Raw genomic sequence first — 19122 nt, 5'->3', positions numbered from 1 at the left:
TCCACCGGGATGATTTTCCGCCTTGATCTCCCCCTGCACTGCTGCCACATTGACGCCATGCATGAACCGAACGGGGAACTGCACCACCGCGCAAGGGACACCGCCCAGCTACGTGAATACACGGCAGAACTCACCGCCGGGCGGCCGACCGTCGCCCTCGTCCACGGAGCCCGCGGCAGCGGCAGGTCGGCGCTGCTGCGCGCCGTGCCCCCGCTGCTGCCCTCCGACGCGCTCGTGCTGCGCGCCCGCTGCCACCCCAGCGAGCAGGGTTTCGAGTACGGGATGGTCCGCCAGCTCTTCGACCCGGTGCTCGGCGGCACCGCACGCCGGGGCGACCACGCGGAGCGGGGTGCGGCCGACGGGCCGCAGCCGGCCGGGCCCACCCAGGAGGCGCTGCTGCGGCTGCTGGACACCACCCGGTCGCTGGCCGCCGACCGGCCGCTCGCCCTCCTCGTGGACGACCTGGTGCACGCCGACGCGCCGTCGCTGCGCTGGTTCGCCTACATCGCCCGGCGGCTCGACGACCTCCCGGTGCTGGTGGTGGCCTCGCTGCCGCTCGCCGCGCCGCAGGTGGTCGAGGAGCTGGGCTCCCTGCCGTATCTGCGCAGGCTGTGGCCCGAGCCGTTGTGCGCGACCTGCACGGCGGACGCCGTCGACCAGGCCTTCGACGCACCGGTCGACCGGGACCTGGCGGGGCTGTGCCATGCCGTGTCGTACGGCAATCCCCTGGTGCTCCAGGAGGTGGTGTCCCGGCTGCGGCGCGAGCACGTCCAGCCGGGCTCGCCCGACCCCGAGCAGGTCCTGGCAATCGCCGCGCAGGCCCTGTCGGCGACGACCCTGACCTGGCTGGACGAGGACGATCCGGCCGCCGGTGAGCTGCTGACCCAGCTGGCCGTGCTGGGCCCCGGCACCGATGTGGCGCTGTGTGCGGCGCTGTCCGGCCGGGGCGAGGCGCATGTGCAGCAGGCCAGGGACGCTCTCGTACGGGAGGGACTGCTGCGGCCGGAGCCGGGCGCGGCGGAGTTCGCGCACCCGGCGGTGCGTCCGGCCGTGCTGGCCCGGGTTCCGGCGCGCACCCGGCTGGAGCTGCACGGGCGGGCGGCGACCGTGCTGGCCCGCTCGGGCGCACCGGCCCGGCGGACGGCGGAGCATCTGCTGGAGGCGGGCAGCGACTGGGGGCTCGACGTGCTGCGCAGTGCGGGCGGGCAGGCCGCGGCGGCCGGGGACCACCGGTCGGCGTCCCGGTATCTGCGCCGTGCGCTGGCGCTGCTGGACGCGTCGGACGAGCCGGAAAGCGATCTTGCCGAAACGTTCCACGAGCTGACCGCCCGGCTGGCGGCGGTCGAGCTGCACTGCGACCTCGACGGCGCCGCCCGCCAGGTCGCCGTCGCCGCCGACACCGCGCCGGACGCCGCCCGGCGGGCCGGGATCCTGGCCTCGCTCGCCTCGCCCGCGCTCGTCGTGTCGGTCGAGGGGGCGCAGCCCTTCGTGCGGGCCTGCGGCGAGCTCGCCGCCCTGCCCTCCGCCTCCTCCGACCACCTGCTGCGGCTCACCGCGCAGGCTCTGCTCGCCGGGCACCGCCCCCGGCTGCGGCAGGCCGCCCGGGCGGCGGTGCGCCTGCCCGACGACCCGGCGGCCCGCACCTTCACCGGGGCGCTCGCCGCCGCGGCGGCGGCCACCGGCAGGCACCGCACCGCGCGCAGGCTCGCGGCCCGGGTGGAGGCGGCGGCCGGCCCGCACACCGACCGCAGGGCGGCCGCCGCGACCGGTGGGCTGCTCGGTGCGGCCCTCGCGCTGGCCTGGACCGGGGCACACGCCCGCGCGACGGCGCTGGCGCACCGGGTGGTGGACACCGCACGGGCCACCGACGACCTGGCGCTGGCCCCGTCCGCCCTGCTCGTGCGGGCGGAAGTGGCTTACGTACAGGGAGACTTGGAGGCAGCGCTGACGGATTCGCGGGCGGCGGTGCGGCGGGCCCGTGAGCTGAACTCCGCCGCGCTCGCGGCGGCCGGGCTGGCCTGCACGGCACGGGCGCTGGTCGGGCTCGACCGGGCGGAGGAGGCTGCGGCCGCGCTGGGCCGGGAGCCGGTGTCCGACAGCACCGCCCATCCGTTCGTGCGGGCCCTGGTCCTCCAGGCGCAGGGCATGGTGGCGGCGTCCCGGGGCGATCACGGTGCCGCCGTCGGCCTGTTCCTGGACTGCGGGCACCGGCTGGCGCTGCGCGGGATCACCAACCCGGCGTGTCTGCGCTGGCGGGCGCAGGCCGCGCAGTCGTACGCGGCACTGGGCGAGCACGCGGCGGCCATGACCATCATGAGCGGCGAACCCGGCACCCCGGGCGAGGGCGCCGCCCACCCGTCCGGGCAGGCGGCGGGTGGCCGGGCGCTGCTGACCCCGGCGGAGCTGAGGGTGGTGGAGCTGGTGGTGCGCGGGCACTCCAGCCTGGAGGTGGCGGAGAACCTCTTCCTCAGCAAGCGCACGGTCGACACCCATCTGGGCCGTATCTACCGCAAGTTGGGGATCCGCAGCAGGCACGAGCTGATCGGTGCGCTGGGCGCGGAGCCGTCTGTGTAGCCCCGGACGCAGGAGCGGAGGGCGGGCCCGTCTCCGGGGCCCGCCCTCCGTCGCGTACGCCTCGATGGGGGGATCAGGCGGACGCGTTCTCGGCCGGCTGCGCGGTGCGGCGCACCCCGAGCCGGGGTTCGGTGACCAGGTACAGGCCGGTGGCGGAGTCGTACCGCTCGCCCTCCATGGACTGCTGGGCGACCTGCGCGGCGAGCACCTGGCCGCTGATCGGCCGGCTGCCGCCCGCGCGACTCGCGTCGTCCAGGTCGGCGGCCCCGGAGGTGATCGCCGCGAAGGCCTCGCTGTCGGGGGCCGAGCGGAACGGGGTGGAGGCGTCGTGGCGGCGGACCAGCTCCGGGTAGCGTCCGCGGGCCAGGCGCTGGGCGAGCCAGAAGTAGGTGGCCTTGCCCCGGTACTGCTCGTAGAACCCGGCGACCATCGAGAACATCCGGCCGTACGCGTTGCGGTACAGCGACTCGAAGAAGGCGCGGGCCTCCGCCTCCTCGACGTCACCGTCGTGCACCCCGAGGATCGACGCTGCGGCGAGCATGCCGCTGTACATCGCGAGGTGGACGCCGGTCGACAGGAGCGGGTCGAGGAAGCAGGCGGAGTCGCCGGTCAGGAAGTAGCCGGGGCCGCAGAAGCTCTCCGCGGCGTACGAGAAGTCCTGCTCGACGCGCACACCGGGCCGGTAGGTGCCGGGGGCAACCAGTTCTCGTACGGTCTCCGATTCCTGGACGGCGTCCAGGAAGAGCCGCTCCATTGCGTCGGCGCCCTCGTACTTCTGCTTGCGGCGCAGGAAATGGTCCTGGTGCGTGACGAATCCGACGCTGTATTCGTCGCCCTTCAGCGGAATGACCCAGTACCAGCCCTCGGGCGCCGATACGACGTTGATGCCGCCGCGCGGAGTTCGGGGAAGCAGCGAACCGCCCTGGTAATAGCCCCAGACGGCCACGTTGCGGAATACGTCGTGCGGCACCCGGTCGCGGAAGTGCCGGGCGGAGAGCAGCCCGGCGCGCCCCGAGGCGTCGATGACGTAGTCGGCGTGCTCGGTGAGGTCCGTGCCCTGCCTGCTCCACTCGACGCCGACGGCCCGCCCCTCCTCGAAGAGCACCTTGCGCACCTGGGCCCCTTCGACCACTTCCGCCCCTTGCGAGGCGGCGTGCTTCAGGAGTACGTCGTCGAAGTCGGCGCGGTCGACCTGCCAGGAGGTCTGGGCGCCGGTGCCGAAGATCTCCGGCCAGTCGACCACCCAGTCCTGCTCGGCGCCCCAGCGCAGGAGCAGGCCCTCCTTCACCTGGTAACCGCGGTCGGACACCTTTTCCAGGGCTCCGGCGAGTTCGATGATGCTGCGGCAGGACGTCGCCACGGATTCGCCGATGTGATAGCGGGGGAAATGCGCGCGTTCCAGGACTTTGACGTGCGCTCCCTGCCGGGCCAGCAATGCCGCGGCGATGGATCCCGCCGGACCGCCGCCGACGACCACTACCTTGGGTGCCATGGAAATCCCTTTTCTTCCGGGTAATCCGTGTCTTCCGTACGGAATGACAGGTCCGTCCGGGAAAACACTTCCACGGAAAGGGAAGCCGGGAGAACGGGCGACGGTACGCAGCCTGCGGATTACGTACCGGAGGCGACGGCGGTGCGTACGCCGAAGACCGCGCCCCACGGGTCGCCGATCAGCCCGGACGCCAGGACCCGGCCGCCCGCCGCCCGTGCCCGGTCCTCGAAGGCGGTGCGGTCGAGGACGCCGAAGACGGGCACCCAGCGGGTGACGGGGTGCGGCTCGGCGGCGCACGGGGCGTCGAACACCCCTTGGTAGAAGGCCTCTTGGGCGGCTGTGTCGCTGCTGTGCAGCTCCGCGTCGACGAGTGCGCCCGGTTCGTCGACCAGCACCACCCCCTCGTCGTGGTGGCCCTCCCAGAGGCCGAAGGCGGCGCCCTGCGGGTCGACGCCGAGGCTGAGCCGCCCGTTGACGCCTGCGGGCACGCCGCTCACGGTGAAGCGGGCGCCGTGCTCCTCGGCGCGGCGCTGGACGCGGGCGAGGTCCTTCGCGGCCAGGTAGACCGTCCAGCCGGAGCCGTAGCCGGGGCCCATCGGGCTGGGGCCGAGGCCGCCGACGATCTCGCCGCCGCGCAGGATCAGGTGGTAGCCGCGGCCGCCTTCGCCGCGGAACTCCCAGTCGAGGAGTGGCCCGTAGAAGTCCTTGGCGCCCGTCGGATCGACGCCGACATGGTCGACCCAGCAGGCCGTTCCCTCGTCGTACGCAAGTCTGCGGGGCATGGTGCGGTCTCCTTCGGCAGCGGCGGGCACAGGCGGGCGTCGAGCAGGTCGGCGGCTTCCTCGACGCCTCCGGCCGGGGGCAGCAGCAGCCGCGCCCTGGGGTTGCGGTCGAGGAGCGCGGTGGCGTCCACGGGCCACACGGCGGGGGCCCGGCCGCCGTCCTCCAGCCCGGCCCGGGGGCCGCCGGCGGTACACAGCCGTACGACGGTGGCCGGTCCGAGGCGTGCGCCGACCGGGACGGTCTCCATCAGGCTCTCCGGGCGGACCTGGAGGTAGGAGCCGGTCAGGGGCGAGGAGGCGGTGCGCAGGTCCTTCTCCGGCAGCCCCCAGGCGTGGGCGGACTCCAGGGCGGCGCCGCGCAGTTCGAGGGGGACCTGGAGAGGCAGGGTCTGGCCGGTGGCGCGGTCGACGACCAGGCGCTGCGCGGAGACCATCCGCCAGCCGCGTACGCCCAGGGCGAGCGCGAGGGCGCTGCGGGGCGACTCCACTCCGCCGACGAGCGCCACGACCGCGTCGTTCTTGGCGAGGACGGCGGCCTGGAGGACCGCGAACCGGTCGCCGAGCACCGCGAACGGGGGCAGCAGCGGCGGAATCCCGCCGAGTCCGTGGAAGGCGTGCCGCCGCAGCAGTCTGCCGTCGTCGTCGTGGACCCGTACTTCCGAGCCCGCCCCTTCGACGGATGCGAAACGGACGGTGAGTTCGGCCCGTTCGAACATGCCCAGCTCTTCGCGGAGATGCGGGCCGAAGAGGAAGGGCAGATCCGCCAGGTCCACGGCCCCCATCACATTGAGCAGAATCCCGAAGAAATCCAGCATGAAAATCGGCATCGTCCCCCCAACTCCCCCGGATCGGCCGGTCCTCACCCTAACGTCACACCTGTGTGAACAACCCCGAACGTTCTTCACGGACAAGGCATTTGAGGAACCGTCAATAAATTCTTTGTCCAGTCTTTACGTCGAATGCCCTACGGTGTCGGCGAGTTGTGCCGCGAGCCGCCCGGCCACCGCCTCGGGGCGCTCCAGGAAGGGCAGATGCCCGCTGTCGGGCACGACGCCGGTGGCGCAGCGCGGCACGGCCCCCGCGAGCATCGCCGCGTTGGCGTGGAAGACCGGCATGTCGGCGCTGCCGGTGAGCGCGAGGGTGTCGGCCGTGATGCGGGCGAGGTCGGCGGGGGCGTGCACATGGGCGCTGATGGCGGCCATCGCCCCGTTGTCGAGTTCGGCCCAGGAGTGCCGGGAGACGACCGTGCGGATACGGGCCCGGAGTTCCGGGTGGCGTTCGGTGCCGCGGAAGATGTCGGGCGGTGCGGTCATCCACAGGTCGGCGAGCTGGTCGGCCGCTTCGGCGCCGCGCATCCGGCGCAGCATCAGCATCTCGATGTAGCGCTTGCGGGCGGCGGGGTCGGGCGGACCGCCGGCCGGGGTGGGCGCGCCCAGGACGAGGCTCCGTATCAAGTCCGGTGCTTCCAGGGCCATGTGGAGTGCGACGGTCGAGCCGAAGGAGAGCCCGACGAGGCGGTGCGCGTCCTCGGTGCGTGCGACGTCCAGGATGCGGGCGGCGAGCCGGGGCAGGGTCGTCCCGGGCGCGAGGGGCTCGGAGCCGCCGTGTCCGGGGAGGTCGACGCCGACGTGGCGCAGGCCGGGGAGCAGTTCCCACAGGGGGCGCCAGAGGGTGGAGTCCATGGTGTAGCCGTGCACCCACAGGACGGTGGGGCCGCTGCCGACGCTTCGCACGCGCAACCCGTCGTGCATGGCGGCGAGTTCACCTGGCAGTGGGAGGAGGTGCCGGTCGGTGCTCATCGTTCCTCCGGACAGGACGTGTCGGGGCGGGGTGTGCCCAGGTCCGCGAAGCCCGTGCAGAACTCCCGGTAGGCGACGACCGCCGCGTCGGCGGGGCCAGGACCCTGCGGCCCGAACTCCCCCTGGTGGGCGAGGTGTTCCCAGACCGCGATGTCCTCGGCGAGCGCCCGCTTGCTGCCGGTGATCAGCATCGGCAGTTCGCGCTCGCGTCCCTCCCGTACGCCGATGGCGACCCGGGCGACGCAGGTGCCGTCGGCGGCGGGCACGGCGGCGGTGACGATGACGTGCACCTCGTCCGGCGGCCCGAACTCGGTGACCACCACTCCCGGGCTGAACGCCCTGGCGTAGAAGCGCGGCACATAGGGTTCGCGTCCCGGCACCGCCGTGGGTCCGCGCCACGGCGAGGCGGGCATCGGGAACTCTCCGTCCATCACCAACTCCCCCTCCGCGCCGTGCCGGTGGCGCATATCGCGCACCTGGTGGACCTTGTGCAGAGCGGTGAAGTGGTCGGTGTCGAAGGCGTTCTCGACGATGAGCGCGGCGGGGGCGGCGACCGGCTGGTGCACGGCGGCGACCAGCGAGTAGTTGCCCGCCAGTTCCTTCAGTACGGTCCGCATCCCCCGGTCGTCCTCGGGCCCGTCGGTGAGCCGTACGAACAGGGCCTGCCCGCACACGACCGCCTCGTGCTCCCGCACCCAGGGCCGCGACCCCTCGCGCTCGGGCCGCCCGAGCAGCACCCGCTGCCCGTGGAAGGGGCAGACCAGGCAGCCGCCGTCGAGGCGTCCGCCGCGCCCGAGGTGGGCGCCCCGGTGAGGGCAGTCGGCGTCGAAGACCCGGATGCCGGAGGCGTCGCGCACGGCGGTGAGCCGCCTGGTGCCGAGGTCCAACGGGCTGACGTCGCCTGTCAGTTCGGAGGTGAAGGCCGCCAGGTACCAGCCCGAGTGCACGTTCACAGCCACTGCTTCCTTGCCTCCGTCACGTCGTCGGCGGCCCGCCGCCCGTCGGCGATCGCCCCTTGCATCCACGGCAGCGCCCGGCCCGCCACGGCGGCCTCCCCGGTGAAGAACAGCCGCCCGTCGTCCGTCGGCCGCGCCCAGATGCGGGCGGCGTCCGCCGTACCGGGTCCGGGCGCGCAGAACGCACCGCCCGCATACGGGTCCGCACCCCAGTCGGCGACCTCGACGCCGGTCACTTCGGCGGTACGGGTCCACGGCAGCGCCACCGCGATCAGCCCGCCCAACTGCCCGCCGGACACGGCGGTGCGCAGGTACCGCGCGGCGGCGCCCTTGGCGACGACCAGCACCTCCGGGCGGCCCTGCACGCAGCTCAGGAAGCCGCTCACCCCGTCGGCGTCGAACACCGAGACGCTCGCGGGGGCGGGCGCGGACAGCGTGGCGACGGCCACGAAGCCGTCACCCGGGCGCAGCGTGCGGGCCGCCTCCCGCCGGTCGGCGTCCAGGCCGCCGATCTCCAGGAGTCCCCGGTCGACCACGGCCGGCGGCACGGCCACGACGACCTGCCGTGCGGTCAGCACGCCTTCTCCGGTGACGACCCGGACCTCGTCCGCGTCCCGTTCGATGCGGTGGACGGGCGTCCCGGTGCGCACCTCGACCCCCTCCGCCAGCGCGGCGGGGATGCGGTCCATGCCGCCGGGAACAATGAACTCACCCTGCCCACCCGGGTCCTGACGCATCGCCAGGGCCACCGCCGCCGCGTCGAGGCTCGCCGGGTCGGCTGCCCAGGTCTGGCGCAGCCACTCCCCCGCCACCGCACGCTCGGCGTCACCGGCTCCGCTGCGGGCCAGCCACGCGTCGGCCGAGAGGCCGCCGGGCGAGGCGTCGTCCTCGTACCGTACGAGTCGTCCTTCCAGCAGCCAGGGGGCGTGCGGGCCCCGCGCGAGGACCGCCATCGGGCGGGCGACGCGGCCCAGGACGACGGAGGCGGACTGCGGGCGGGGGGCTGCGGGCAGGGCGCCGAGGAGGGTGTGGGCGGGGTTGCGGTCGCCGTGCACGATCTGCGCGCCGAGTTCGAGGGGCGGGCCGCCGTCGGCGGGCCGGTGGGTGAGGACGCGTCCGCCGATCCGCTCCCGGGCCTCCAGGACGAGTACGTCGACGCCTGCGCCGGACAGGTCGGCCGCGCAGGCGAGCCCGGCGACGCCGGCGCCGACCACGATCACGTCAGGCACGGCCGGCCTCCGTTCCCGTGCCGGTGCCTGTGCCGGTTCCGTTGAGGTCCACGCCCAGCGAGGTGAGCCTGCGCGGGATCAGCGTCGCGGCCCAGCGGGGCTCGGGTCCGGTGAGCGCGGCGGCCGGGTAGGTCCGTACGAGACGGGAGAGCAGCAGCGCGCCCGACTGCCGCACCAGGCGGGCGGCGAGGCAGAAGTGCGGGCCGCCGCCGAAGGCCAGGTGGGGATTGGGGCTGCGGTCGTGGCGCAGTTGCTCGGGGTCGGCGAAGACGGCGGGGTCGCGGTTGGCGGCGGCGAGCACGGCCAGGACGCGGGACCCGGCGGGAATCCGCCCGCCCGGCAGCTCCGCGTCGCGGACGGTGACGCGGGCGGTGAAGGGGATGGGGGCTTCGAGGCGCAGGAGTTCGTCCATGGCCGTCCCGGCGGCGTCCGTCGTCCCCAGGGCCAGGGCCGCGCGCACGTCGGGGCGGGGCAGCAGCCAGTACAGGGCGTTGCCGATGGACTCGGCGAGGGGCTGCCAGCCGCCGACGACGGCGAGGCCGAGGACGCCGAGCATCTCCTGGCGGGTGAGCCGGGTGTCGGCGGCGAAGTCCCGCAGGGGGCTCGGCAGCGCCTGGTCGGTGTGGGCGTCGAGGTAGCGGGTCAGCTCCCCCATCGCGGCGCGGCCGAGGCGGGCCAATGGCGGCGGGGCGAGCGGGTCGAGGTTGACCGAGGCGGCGCGGGCGAGCTGCGCGAAGGGGGCCCGCTGGTCGTCGCGCAGGCCGAAGAGCCGGGCGAGGACGGCGGTGGCGAGCGGGCTGCCGAGCTGCTCGACGGCGTCGGTGAGCACGTCCCGTTCACCGGCCCGCTCCAGGAGGGCGTCCGCGTCGCGGGCCACGCCGTCGGCGATCTGCACCATGGCGGCGGGGCCCAGCAGGCGGGCGCCGGGGGCGCGCAGCCGGGCGTGGTCGGCGCCGTCGGAGGTGAGCATCGACACCGGCAGGTCGTCCTCCCGGGCCCGCTCGCGCTGGCCGGCGGCGGCGGAGAACGCCGGGTCCTTGAGCAGCGCGGTGCAGTCCGCGTACCCGGTGACCAGCCACATCCCGGTCATCGGGTCGCGGTGCACCGGGTCGTGGGCGCGCAGCCACGTGTACGCCGGATACGGGTCGACGCGTCCGGCCGGGGCGAAGGGGTGGGCGATACCGGCGGGCAGCCGGACGGCGGCGGTGGTCACGGGATGCGCGCTCCTTTCGTGGGGCGGGGCCGGGGCGGTCGACGGGTCGCGGTGCGGGGGCTTCAGGGGCTCGGGAGTTTCAGGGGCGCGGTGGCTTCAGGGGCTCGGGACTTTCAGGGGCGCGGGGAACTGCGCACAACGCCCGCCGGGACCGCACCCGCACGCACCCTGCACCGCCGCCCCGCAGGGACCTCAGCGCACGCGCGGCCCGCGCCAGCCGAAGGTCAGGACGGTGGCGACGAGTCCGCCGACCGCCCACAGGGCCAGGACCAGGGCGATCCGGCCCAGCTCCCACGACCCGGCGGGTTCGACGGCGGTGAAGGAGTCCGGCAGGAACACCGAACGGAAGCCCTGCGCCATCCACTTCACCGGGAAGAGGGCGGCGGTGTTCTGCATCCACAGCGGCAGCTGGTGGAACGGGAAGAAGACCCCGGAGATGAACTGGAGCACCATGAACACCGGTGTGACGATCGCCGACGCCGACCGGCTGTTGGGAATCACCGCGCTGTACGCGACCCCCGCCAGCGCGCATGCGGCCGTGCCCAGCGTGATGCACCAGGCGAGGGTGAGCCAGCGTCCGGGCGTCGACGGCAGCGGCAGGTCGAAGGCGACCACCGCGATGCCGATGAGCAGGACGGTCTCCAGCACGGTGGTCACCACCACACGCGCCAACTTGCCCAGGAAATACGCCGCCTTGGGCATGGGTGTGAGCGCGAGCCGGCGGACGGTGCCGTTGTCGCGCTCGATGGCGACGCTGATGGCGAGCCCGGAGAACGCGGTGCTCATCACGCCCGCCGCGACCACTCCGGCCATGAACACCTGCCGGAAGTCGGTGTCGGTGCCCTCGACCTTCCCGGAGAAGATCGAGCCGAACACGACGAGCAGGATCACCGGGAAGAAGAGGGTGAAGACCAGCGACTGCTTGTTGCGGAAGAAGGCCTTGAGCTCGACGGACGAGCGGGCGGCACTGGCCCGCAGCAGCCCGGGCGCCCGGTGCGGGCGCGCGACGACGGGCGGGCCCACGGCTTCACCGGGGGGCTCGGCGGTCTCCCCGCGCAGCCGGTTGTCCTTGGTCAGTGACATGCGGCTGCCTCCCGCGCGATCAGGTCGAGGTAGATCTCTTCGAGGGTGGGCCGGTGCACCCTCAGTTCGGCGAGTTCCTGGACGCCCACCTCGTGCGCCCAGGGCAGCAGGACCTCAAGTACGCCCATGGGTGCGGGAGTTCGCAGCGTGACGAGGCCGCCGCTCTCCTCCGCCCGGGTGGACCCGGGCAGCCCGTGGGGCAGCGCCCGGTCCGCGAGCCGCTCGCAGCGGCGGAAGGTGACGGTCGCGGGGGTGGTGTCCCGGCCGCCGAGCTCCGCGGGCGTGCCGCATTCGACGAGGCGGCCGCCGACGACGACGCCGGCCCGCTGGGCGAGCTCCTCGGCCTCGTCGAGGTAGTGGGTGGTCAGGACGGTGGTGCGGCCCCGGTCGGCGAACCAGCGGACCAGGTCCCAGGCCTCCCGCCGGGCCACCGGGTCGAGCCCGGTGGTGGGCTCGTCCAGGAAGATCAGTTCGGGGTCGCCGATGACGCCGACGGCCACGTCGAGCCTGCGCTGCTGGCCGCCGGAGAGCGACAGCGCGGAGGCCGCATGGTGCTTTCCGAGCCCGACCATGTCGAGCACTTGGTCCACCGGAAGCGGCGCCGGGTACATCGCCGCGAAGTGCGCGACGACCTCCCGTACGTTCAAATCCACGTAGGCCCCGGTGGATTGGGGCACCACGCCGATTCTCGCCCGCCATTCCCGCGGGTCCTCGGCCGGATCTCGGCCGAGGACCCGCACGTCTCCGCCGGTGCGCCGTCTTACGCCCGTCAGTATGTCGACGGTCGTGGTCTTGCCCGCGCCGTTGGGCCCGAGCAGTGCGAATACCTCACCCCGGTGAATGTCGAGGCTGAGGTCGCGGACCGCGAAGGTGTCGCCGTATTTCTTGGCGAGACCGCGGACGGAAACCGGATGCGCTTCCTGCGCAGTGGACATGGATCACTCCAGCGAAGGGGGAATGTGGTGCGCTCGGGGCTGTTGTGCCCCGGCCGCTCGTCGCGGCCGGGAACAGTCAGCTGCCGATCAGGTGCAGCAGCAGCACGGGCAGCAGCAGTAGTTGCAGCCGGCGGCGACGTCCGAGAGGTCGCCCTCGCTCAGCTCCGCGGCGTCGACGGTCGGCGTCTCCGGGATGTGGAACTCGTAGCGTCCGGTGGCCAGACCGGTCTCCCACAGGGCGACCTGGACGTCCAGGTTGCCCTCCTGGTGACCCTCGGGGGCCTGGGTGACGATGACGATCTCGCTGCCCTCGGGGATCTCCAGGCCGGCCTCGGCCAGCGCGGCCTTCGGGTCGGACTGGAGCCGGGCGGCGAACGCCTCGTCGGACCAGGAGCTGATGAGCACACGGGTGTAGGCGTTGACGAATTCTGCCCGCTGCTGGGGGTCCAGAGCCATGCGAACTCTCCCTTGTCTGACGTTTCTTGAAGCTTCGGGGCGCTTGTGGGCGCTTCTCGAAGCTGTGTGTTTCGGTCGTTGTGCCGGCGACGGACAAACATTCACACGGTTTCGCCGCCGCGGCCAAGACGCAAAGAAACGTAATCCGCCGGCCTTTCGGCCTGACGTATTGTGCGTCGTCCCGGACCGCCCCGGATAAGCATTGAGCCGAACCCATACCGGCGTTACGGTAATTCAACTGTGGCGTGCCGCAGGCGGGTTGACTCCCGCCGCGAAACGCATACTCTCACGTGGACCGCCCCCGGGTGAGATGCCCGGAGGGCGGTCGAGGCAATTCCCCGACGATTACGGAATTACGTACGCCACATACGTACGGCGGATTCGGGATTACGCAACAGGCCCTACGTATCGGGATCCGCGCAACGGGTCCCGCGTGCCGCCCGCTTGCGCGGCCCACTTTTTACGGAGGTTCACATGACACCCACCACCGCCCCGGCGGGCACGGTCCCGCCGGGGCCTGCGGACCCCGTGGACATGGCGGCGATGCGCGCGGACCCGCTGGCCTTCGTGACCCGGATGAACCGCGAGTACGGGGACGTCACCAGCCACGTCGGCGACGGCGAGCGCGTCTACATGCTGCACCGCCCGGACCTGGCCCGGCACGTCCTGAAGGACAACGTCGCCCGGTACACGAAGGTGAACACCCCGGACGACGCGATGCTGCGCCCTCTCCTCGGCAACGGGCTGCTGACCAGCGACGGCGACGAGTGGGCCCGTCAACGCAGGCTCTGCGCACCGGCGTTCAGGCGCACCGCCGTCACCGCCTTCGACACCATCATCACCGAGGAGACCCAGGCCCTCCTGGACCGCTGGCGCACGGCCCCGGACTCCGGTGCGGCCCTCCCGGTGGACCACCACCTGACCTCGCTCACCCTGGCGATCCTCACCCGGGCGGTGCTCGGCGTGGACCTGGGGTCGGCGGGCGAGGGCTTCGGCCGGGCGGTCGACGCGGCCAACCTCTTCATGGGCCACTACGTACCCGACCCGGACCCGGACCCCGAGGACACGGCCCTGCGCCGCAAGGGATACGTACAGGCCCGTGCCTTCCTCCAGCTCGTCGCCCGTACGGTCATCGCCTCGCGCCGCGCCACGGGCCCGGCCGCCGCGCACCAGGGCACCCTCATGGACACGATGATCGGCGAGCTCACCGACGTCGAGCTGCGCGACCAGGTCCTCACCCTGATCATGGCCGGTCACGAGACCACCGCGAAAACGCTCACCTGGACGCTCCACCTCCTCGACCGGCACCCCGCCGAGGCCGCCCTGATCCGCACGGAGCTCGACACGGTCCTGGCCGGCCGCACCCCGACCGCCGCCGACCTCCCGGACCTGGTGCACTGCCGCCGCGCCATCGAGGAGGCCATGCGCCTCTACCCTCCGGTCTGGCTGATCTCCCGCCGCTCCACCGGTCCCGACCTGATCGACGGTTACGAGATCCCCGCCGGCGCCCTGGTCTGCGTCAGCCAGTGGGTCCTGCACCGCCACCCCGACCACTGGGACCGCCCCGACGACTACGTACCCGCCCGCTTCACCGCCCCGGACCTCCCCAGCCACCTCTACCTGCCCTTCGGCGGCGGCGAACGGACCTGCATCGGCCGCCACTTCGCCCTGGTCGAGGCCGTCCTCGTCCTCGCCACCCTCCTCCAGCAGGCCGACCTCACGCTCGAACCCGGCTTCCCCGTGGAGCCCGAGGCCCTGGTGACCCTCCGCCCCAAGCACGGCATGCGCATGAAGGTGACGCCGCGATGACCACTCTCTCCCCCGCCGGCTCCTACGACCCCGCCGCCACCACCTCCGGCGGCCTCACCGGCGAACTGGCCCGCCTGGAGGCCCAGGCCGACCTTTCCTTCCCCGAGGAACTGCGCATCCTGCACGAACTCGGCCTGGACCCGGCCCACGGCCCCCTGGTCGAGGTCGGCGCGGGCTCGGGCGCGGTCACCCGCCGCCTGCGCGCCGCCCACCCCGACCTCGCCGTCACGGCCGTCGACATCGACCCCACCCTCCTCTCCCACGCCTCCGACTGCGGCGCCACCCTCCTGGTCGCGGACGCCGCCGCCCTCCCCCTCCCGGACGCCTCGGCCGGATACGTACTCCTGCGCTACGTACTCCAACACCTCGCCGACCCGCTCCCCGCCCTGCGCGAAGCCGTACGCATCCTCCGCCCCGGCGGCAGGCTGCTCGTCACCGAGGTCGACGCCTCCTGCTGGGGCCTGGCCGACCCGGCCTACCCCGAACTGGCCTCCATCCACGCCAAGTTGTCCCAGGCCCAGCAGTCGGCGGGCGGCAACCGCACCATCGGCCGCCACCTCACCCGCCTCCTGCGCACCACGGGCTGCACGGACGTCACCCTCCGCCCCTTCGCGACCACCAACGACGACCGCCCCACCGCGGACTTCGCCCCGCACCTGGGCCCCGGCCGCCTCCAGCCCCTGGTCGCCTCGGGCGCCCTCACCCTCGCGGAGTTCGCCCTCGCCGCAGACCGCTGGAACCGCTTCCGCACCGACCCGAACGCCTACGTCATGCTCCTCGGCCTCACCGCCGCAGGAACCGCCCCATAACCCCCTCTCCCCTCACCCCACCCCCAGGAGCCCCACCATGAACCCCAACCTCAAGATCTTCATCACCATCTTCTGCTACATCAGCGGCGTGATGGGCGTGGTCACCGCCGTCCTGAACGCCAGCCAGCAGCCCACCAAGACCACCGCGGCCATCATCGCGGGCGCCCTCGGCGTCGCCTTCCTCTTCGCCGGAATCGCCCTGAGCCGCCGCCCCCGCCTCTGACCCCAACTCCCCCGCCGCCCGGCAGACTCCCCTCCACCTGAAGCCCGGCAAGGGCCAAGCGGACGAACGCTTCAGCCGCTGCCGCTCGGAGTGATCAGCCCCAGTTCGTACGCGACGATGACGACCTGCGCCCGGTCGCGCAGTCCCAACTTGCTGAAGAGCCGGTTGATATGCGTCTTCACGGTGTTGTCGGTGATGGTCATCCGCTGAGTGATCTCGGTGTTGGACAACCCCCGGGCGATGAGCAGCATCACCTCGTACTCGCGGGCGGTGAGTTGGTCGAGCGGCGGGGCGGAGAGCTGCGCCGTCCCGCCGCCGGGGTTACGGTGAGCGAATTCGGCGATCAGTCGGCGGGTGACGGCAGGGGCCAGCATCGCCTCACCGGCGGCCACCACGCGTACCGCGTTGAGCAGCTCGGGGAACGTGGTGTCCTTCAGCAGAAAGCCGCTCGCCCCGGCCGCCAGTGCGTCGAAGACGTACTGGTCGAGGTTGAAGGTGGTGAGCATCAGGGCCTTGGTGGTGCCGTTGCCCTCCTTGAGGATGGTGCGGGCGGCCTGGATGCCGTCCACCTTCGGCATCCGGATGTCCAGCAGAGCCAGATCCGGTCGAAGGGCGGCGGCGAGTTCAACGGCCTCGTGGCCGTTCTGCGCCTCGCCGACGACTTCGATGTCCTCCTGCGTGGACAGCAGATTGACGAAGCCCGCCCTGACAACGGCTTGGTCGTCGGCCACGATCACGCGTATGGGCTCCGTCGTCTTCACCGGCCGGTGCTCCTCACGGGGTTCTCCTCGTAGGTGGCGATGGGCAGGTCGGCCCGAACCTGGAATCCGCCTTCGGGACCTGCCCCGCCGTGGGTCAACTGCCCGCCGATGAGCTTCGCCCGTTCCACCATCCCGTCCAGGCCGTGGCCCCCGCTTCGCGCGGCGTCCGGGTCCTGCGGTCCCGGCCCGTCGTCGCGGATGTTCAGGCGTACTCGCCCCGGTGCGTAGCTGATGTCCACCTGGGCCTTGGCTCCGGGGGCGTGGCGCCGGGTGTTGGTCAGTGCTTCCTGCGCGATCCGGTAGACGGTGAGTTCGAGCGACGGCGGCAGCAGGTCGGGGCGGATGCCTTCGGTGTGCAGTTCGACCTGACCGCCGCCGGAGCGATGGGCCGCCAGGAGCGCGTCGAGGGAGTCCAGCGTCGGCTGCGGTGCGACGGAAGCCCTCTCCGTGGCGTCGGTGTGCAGGACGCTGAGCAGTTGCCGCAGTTCGGACATGGCCGAGCGGGCGGACCCTGCGATCTGCTGAAATCCGTCCCTGGCCGCAGGCGAGAGGTCGGGCGTGGTGTAGGTCGCGCTCTCGGCCTGGACGGCGATCACGGACACGGAGTGGGCCACGATGTCGTGCAACTCCCTTGCTATGGAAGCCCGTTCGGCAGCAGCCGCATGCTCGCGTTCCATCGCGATCAGTTTGCGCTGGGCGGCCTCGCGGGCCAGCCTCGACTCCTCTCGGGCGCGGACGGCATCGGCCACGCAGACCGTCGCGATCATCGCCACGGCCAGGACGAAGGACTCGGTGAAGTAGGAGAGGGAGCCGTCTCCTCCCAGTACCGGCGCTCTCCCGCCGAGATCGTAGGCACCTCTCATGACATGTCCGATGTTGACCAGGAGCGAGCCGCTCACGCCGAGGGCAATGGTCAGCAGCGGATGGATCGCACGATGCCGGGCGAGCGTGTACAGACCCATGGCTCCGGCCACCGCCGCGGTCAGCAGTAGCTCCGGGCGGAAGAGGAAGTTCAGCAGGGACGCCCCGAGCACGACGAATCCGACACGTGGCTCCCGCCGGCGTGCCAGTAGGGGCAGTACGGCCAGGGCGAGCGTGACCAGCACGGTGACGGAGGTGACCTGCCCGTGCACTGCTTCGGCGACCGCCAGGACACCGAGGAGCGCTCCACTGACGTACGGGTGGCGGACGGAATGCTGCCAGGCGGTCGGACTCCGGAGCGACAACGGAAACATGCAGCGAATTCTCGCGTCGGAACGCTTCAAGGTCATCACCGCACGGGGTGACTGCAAGCCCCTGGCTGGTACTACGGGGTGGCGGTGATGACCGTACCCGGGTGTGACGATCTCCTCCCGTCTCTTGCGAAGACTGGCCGTCGGCAAACGCAAGGGGACTGGAGGGCACCGATGCATGGACCGCGTTCGGCACCAATGCACGGACCGCGTTCGGTCGAGACCATGGGCTGGCTGGCCTGCTCCGTGTTCGCGGCGTTGCTCGCCTCGCTGACGGATCTCGTGCCGCACCGGGTCTGGGGAGTCTCCGCCGCGACGGGCTACGGCGCGGCGGCCCTGCTGTCCTGCCGCTCCAAGACCCCCTGGAACCAGCGGAGTTCACTGGTCGCCGCAGCCGGAGCGGTCCTGGTCCCCTTGGCCATGCTGGTGGTCTCCGGAGCACGCCAGCTGGAAGTCCACGTGGTGGAACAGTCCGGACTCCTGCTCCTGACATCCGGCAGCCCCTACGTGTCGGCGCCCAGCGAGCTGTGGGAGTACAACCCCTATCTGCCCGGCATGGCCCTCTTCGGGCTGCCGAAGGCCGTACTGGGCGGGGGCATCCTCTCGGACGCCGGAATCTGGTTCGGCATCGTCTTCCTCGGCAGCATGTTCCTGGCCGTCCGCACAGCTGCGAAAACGACAACCCGGCGAAACGGCCCCGGAGAACCCCGGGCCACCCCCTGCACGCCTCTCCTCCTGCTGGCCGCCGCGCCGGTCGTCGCGCTGCCGCTCGCGGTGGGCGGTGTCGATCTCCCGGTGATCGGCCTGATGTGCCTCGCACTGGCCCTGGCCGGGCGAGGCGGATCCGGAGTGGCGGTGGGGCTCGCCCTGGGCGCGGCGGCGGCCCTCAAGTGGACCGCCTGGCCGCTGCTGCCGGTCGGACTGGTCCTCCTCCTCGGCGCGGCGGGACGACGTTCCGCCGCGCGCGCGGCCCTGGTGGCCCTTGCCGTCTGCGCGCTGGCTCTCCTGCCCGTGGTGCTCGCGAACCCTTCCGCCTTCGCCGAACACGTACTCCTGTTCCCGCTCGGTGAGGGCGGCACCGGTTCCCCGGCGACCAGTCCCCTGCCGGGACACCTTCTGACCACGTACGTTCCGGGCGGCTTCGCCCTCGCGCTGGGGGCCCTGGTGCTCGCCGCGGCGGGAGTCGCCCTCTCCCTGGTCGTCCGCCCGCCGCGCAGCACCGCCGCCGCGAGCAACCGGCTGGCACTGGGCCTCGCCCTCGCGATGTGCCTGCTGCCCGCCACCCGATTCGGCTACCTCGCCTACCCGCTGGTGCTGGTCTGCTGGCACCGGCTCACCTCGGCCGCCGGCCGGCCGACCGGCACGGGAGCTGTCACGACCACCGGGTTCACGTCGTCCCGTCCGGCCAGCACGTCGTACGCCTCGGTGCCGTCCGTGCCGCCGACGGTGATCCGCGTCGGCGCCGTTGCCTGCTCAGCCTGCTCGCTGGTGGTCATGCGTCCTTCAACTCCAGTGCGTCCAGGACCGCCTGGGCGACCTCTTCGGGGGTACGCCCGTCGGTGGCGACGACCACCCGGGCGACTTCGGTGTACAGGGTGCGGCGGGAAGCGGCCGGTCGGGTTCACCAGGAGGCGGTAGCCCTCGGTGTCCAGCTTGATGCCGTCCTCGACGAGCTGCTTGAGGACATGCTCGACGACGAACTCGCGGATGTCGGGCGCGAGCAGCGAGTCCAGGTCGATGTCGGACGCGTGCTGCGAGGAGACGACGAC

At 72.7% G+C, this 19122-nt stretch carries 15 protein-coding genes and 3 pseudogenes; 5 read left to right on the top strand and 13 right to left on the bottom strand.

All coding sequences use genetic code 11. The features are described 5' to 3' along the window. Positions 1–57: 57 nt before the first annotated feature. Positions 58–2574, top strand: coding sequence for an ATP-binding protein (locus IE269_RS19535; RefSeq protein WP_189824333.1), 2517 nt, complete (start codon positions 58–60; stop codon positions 2572–2574). Between the two features lie 73 nt (positions 2575–2647). Here IE269_RS19535 and IE269_RS19530 read toward each other — a convergent pair whose 3' ends face one another. The 9 genes from IE269_RS19530 to IE269_RS19490 form a co-directional block, all read right to left on the bottom strand. Next, positions 2648–4066, bottom strand: a complete 1419-nt coding sequence (locus tag IE269_RS19530) for an NAD(P)/FAD-dependent oxidoreductase (protein ID WP_189824332.1) — start codon at positions 4064–4066, stop codon at positions 2648–2650. A 640-nt stretch (positions 4067–4706) separates the two neighbouring features. Then, positions 4707–5675, bottom strand: a complete 969-nt coding sequence (locus tag IE269_RS19525) for a hypothetical protein (RefSeq protein ID WP_189824331.1) — start codon at positions 5673–5675, stop codon at positions 4707–4709. Between the two features lie 123 nt (positions 5676–5798). Next, positions 5799–6647 carry an alpha/beta fold hydrolase gene (locus tag IE269_RS19520; protein ID WP_189824330.1) on the bottom strand — a complete coding sequence of 283 codons (849 nt, stop codon included), beginning with the start codon at positions 6645–6647 and terminating at the stop codon, positions 5799–5801. Beyond that, entirely contained in the window at positions 6644–7600 is a 957-nt protein-coding gene (locus IE269_RS19515; protein WP_189824329.1) for a Rieske 2Fe-2S domain-containing protein, read from the bottom strand. The genes IE269_RS19520 and IE269_RS19515 overlap by 4 nt, the downstream gene beginning before the upstream one ends. Then, positions 7597–8832 carry a flavin monoamine oxidase family protein gene (locus tag IE269_RS19510; RefSeq protein WP_189824328.1) on the bottom strand — a complete coding sequence of 412 codons (1236 nt, stop codon included), beginning with the start codon at positions 8830–8832 and terminating at the stop codon, positions 7597–7599. Before IE269_RS19510 ends, IE269_RS19515 begins: the two co-directional genes overlap by 4 nt. Then, complete coding sequence (locus tag IE269_RS19505; RefSeq protein ID WP_189824327.1) at positions 8825–10045, bottom strand: cytochrome P450; 1221 nt, start codon at positions 10043–10045, stop codon at positions 8825–8827. The genes IE269_RS19510 and IE269_RS19505 overlap by 8 nt, the downstream gene beginning before the upstream one ends. A gap of 192 nt (positions 10046–10237) precedes the next feature. Continuing rightward, positions 10238–11128 (bottom strand): ABC transporter permease, encoded by an 891-nt coding sequence (locus tag IE269_RS19500; RefSeq protein ID WP_189824326.1) that lies wholly within the window; start codon positions 11126–11128, stop codon positions 10238–10240. Continuing rightward, positions 11119–12063, bottom strand: a complete 945-nt coding sequence (locus IE269_RS19495; RefSeq protein WP_189824325.1) for an ABC transporter ATP-binding protein — start codon at positions 12061–12063, stop codon at positions 11119–11121. Before IE269_RS19495 ends, IE269_RS19500 begins: the two co-directional genes overlap by 10 nt. Positions 12064–12150: 87 nt before the next feature. Further along, positions 12151–12519, bottom strand: coding sequence for a hypothetical protein (locus tag IE269_RS19490; protein ID WP_189824324.1), 369 nt, complete (start codon positions 12517–12519; stop codon positions 12151–12153). A gap of 474 nt (positions 12520–12993) precedes the next feature. Between IE269_RS19490 and IE269_RS19485 the strand changes: the two genes are divergently transcribed. From IE269_RS19485 to IE269_RS19475, 3 genes are read left to right on the top strand one after another with little or no spacing between them, the layout of a single operon-like run. After that, on the top strand, positions 12994–14328 hold the full coding sequence (locus IE269_RS19485; protein WP_189824323.1) for a cytochrome P450: 1335 nt from the start codon (positions 12994–12996) through the stop codon (positions 14326–14328). Further along, entirely contained in the window at positions 14325–15137 is an 813-nt protein-coding gene (locus IE269_RS19480) for a class I SAM-dependent methyltransferase (RefSeq protein ID WP_189824322.1), read from the top strand. Before IE269_RS19485 ends, IE269_RS19480 begins: the two co-directional genes overlap by 4 nt. A gap of 37 nt (positions 15138–15174) precedes the next feature. Continuing rightward, on the top strand, positions 15175–15360 hold the full coding sequence (locus IE269_RS19475) for a hypothetical protein (RefSeq protein WP_189824321.1): 186 nt from the start codon (positions 15175–15177) through the stop codon (positions 15358–15360). Between the two features lie 71 nt (positions 15361–15431). Here the strand turns inward: IE269_RS19475 and IE269_RS19470 are convergent, their stop codons facing one another. Together IE269_RS19470 and IE269_RS19465 are read right to left on the bottom strand one after the other, a co-directional pair. Continuing rightward, positions 15432–16121: a response regulator gene (locus tag IE269_RS19470; RefSeq protein WP_189824320.1), complete on the bottom strand. Its 690-nt coding sequence runs from the start codon at positions 16119–16121 to the stop codon at positions 15432–15434. Beyond that, the gene (locus tag IE269_RS19465) at positions 16118–17356 is read right to left on the bottom strand and encodes a sensor histidine kinase (protein WP_189824319.1); all 1239 of its coding nucleotides are present in this window, start codon (positions 17354–17356) and stop codon (positions 16118–16120) included. Before IE269_RS19465 ends, IE269_RS19470 begins: the two co-directional genes overlap by 4 nt. 87 nt (positions 17357–17443) lie before the next feature. Here IE269_RS19465 and IE269_RS19460 point away from each other — a divergent pair. Continuing rightward, positions 17444–18565, top strand: a pseudogene (locus IE269_RS19460) (glycosyltransferase 87 family protein); the annotation flags it as partial. A gap of 280 nt (positions 18566–18845) precedes the next feature. Here the strand turns inward: IE269_RS19460 and IE269_RS43230 are convergent. Further along, positions 18846–18959, bottom strand: a pseudogene (locus tag IE269_RS43230) (shikimate kinase); the annotation flags it as partial. Continuing rightward, positions 18958–19122 (bottom strand): annotated as a pseudogene (locus IE269_RS19455) (methionine adenosyltransferase); the annotation flags it as partial. The pseudogenes IE269_RS19455 and IE269_RS43230, both read right to left, overlap by 2 nt.

The organism is Streptomyces spiroverticillatus, from assembly GCA_014650415.1.
Classification (GTDB): Bacteria; Actinomycetota; Actinomycetes; order Streptomycetales; family Streptomycetaceae; genus Streptomyces; species Streptomyces spiroverticillatus.
This window is presented reverse-complemented; position numbering and strand designations above follow the sequence as displayed.

Bases quoted from the DNA above. Each gene is read 5' to 3' on its own strand.
- IE269_RS19535 (WP_189824333.1), top strand. From the start codon at position 58: ATGCATGAACCGAACGGGGAACTGCACCACCGCGCAAGGGACACCGCC.
- IE269_RS19530 (WP_189824332.1), bottom strand. From the start codon at position 4,066: ATGGCACCCAAGGTAGTGGTCGTCGGCGGCGGTCCGGCGGGATCCATC.
- IE269_RS19525 (WP_189824331.1), bottom strand. From the start codon at position 5,675: ATGCCGATTTTCATGCTGGATTTCTTCGGGATTCTGCTCAATGTGATG.
- IE269_RS19520 (WP_189824330.1), bottom strand. From the start codon at position 6,647: ATGAGCACCGACCGGCACCTCCTCCCACTGCCAGGTGAACTCGCCGCC.
- IE269_RS19500 (WP_189824326.1), bottom strand. From the start codon at position 11,128: ATGTCACTGACCAAGGACAACCGGCTGCGCGGGGAGACCGCCGAGCCC.
- IE269_RS19495 (WP_189824325.1), bottom strand. From the start codon at position 12,063: ATGTCCACTGCGCAGGAAGCGCATCCGGTTTCCGTCCGCGGTCTCGCC.
- IE269_RS19490 (WP_189824324.1), bottom strand. From the start codon at position 12,519: ATGGCTCTGGACCCCCAGCAGCGGGCAGAATTCGTCAACGCCTACACC.
- IE269_RS19485 (WP_189824323.1), top strand. From the start codon at position 12,994: ATGACACCCACCACCGCCCCGGCGGGCACGGTCCCGCCGGGGCCTGCG.
- IE269_RS19480 (WP_189824322.1), top strand. From the start codon at position 14,325: ATGACCACTCTCTCCCCCGCCGGCTCCTACGACCCCGCCGCCACCACC.
- IE269_RS19475 (WP_189824321.1), top strand. From the start codon at position 15,175: ATGAACCCCAACCTCAAGATCTTCATCACCATCTTCTGCTACATCAGC.
- IE269_RS19465 (WP_189824319.1), bottom strand. From the start codon at position 17,356: ATGTTTCCGTTGTCGCTCCGGAGTCCGACCGCCTGGCAGCATTCCGTC.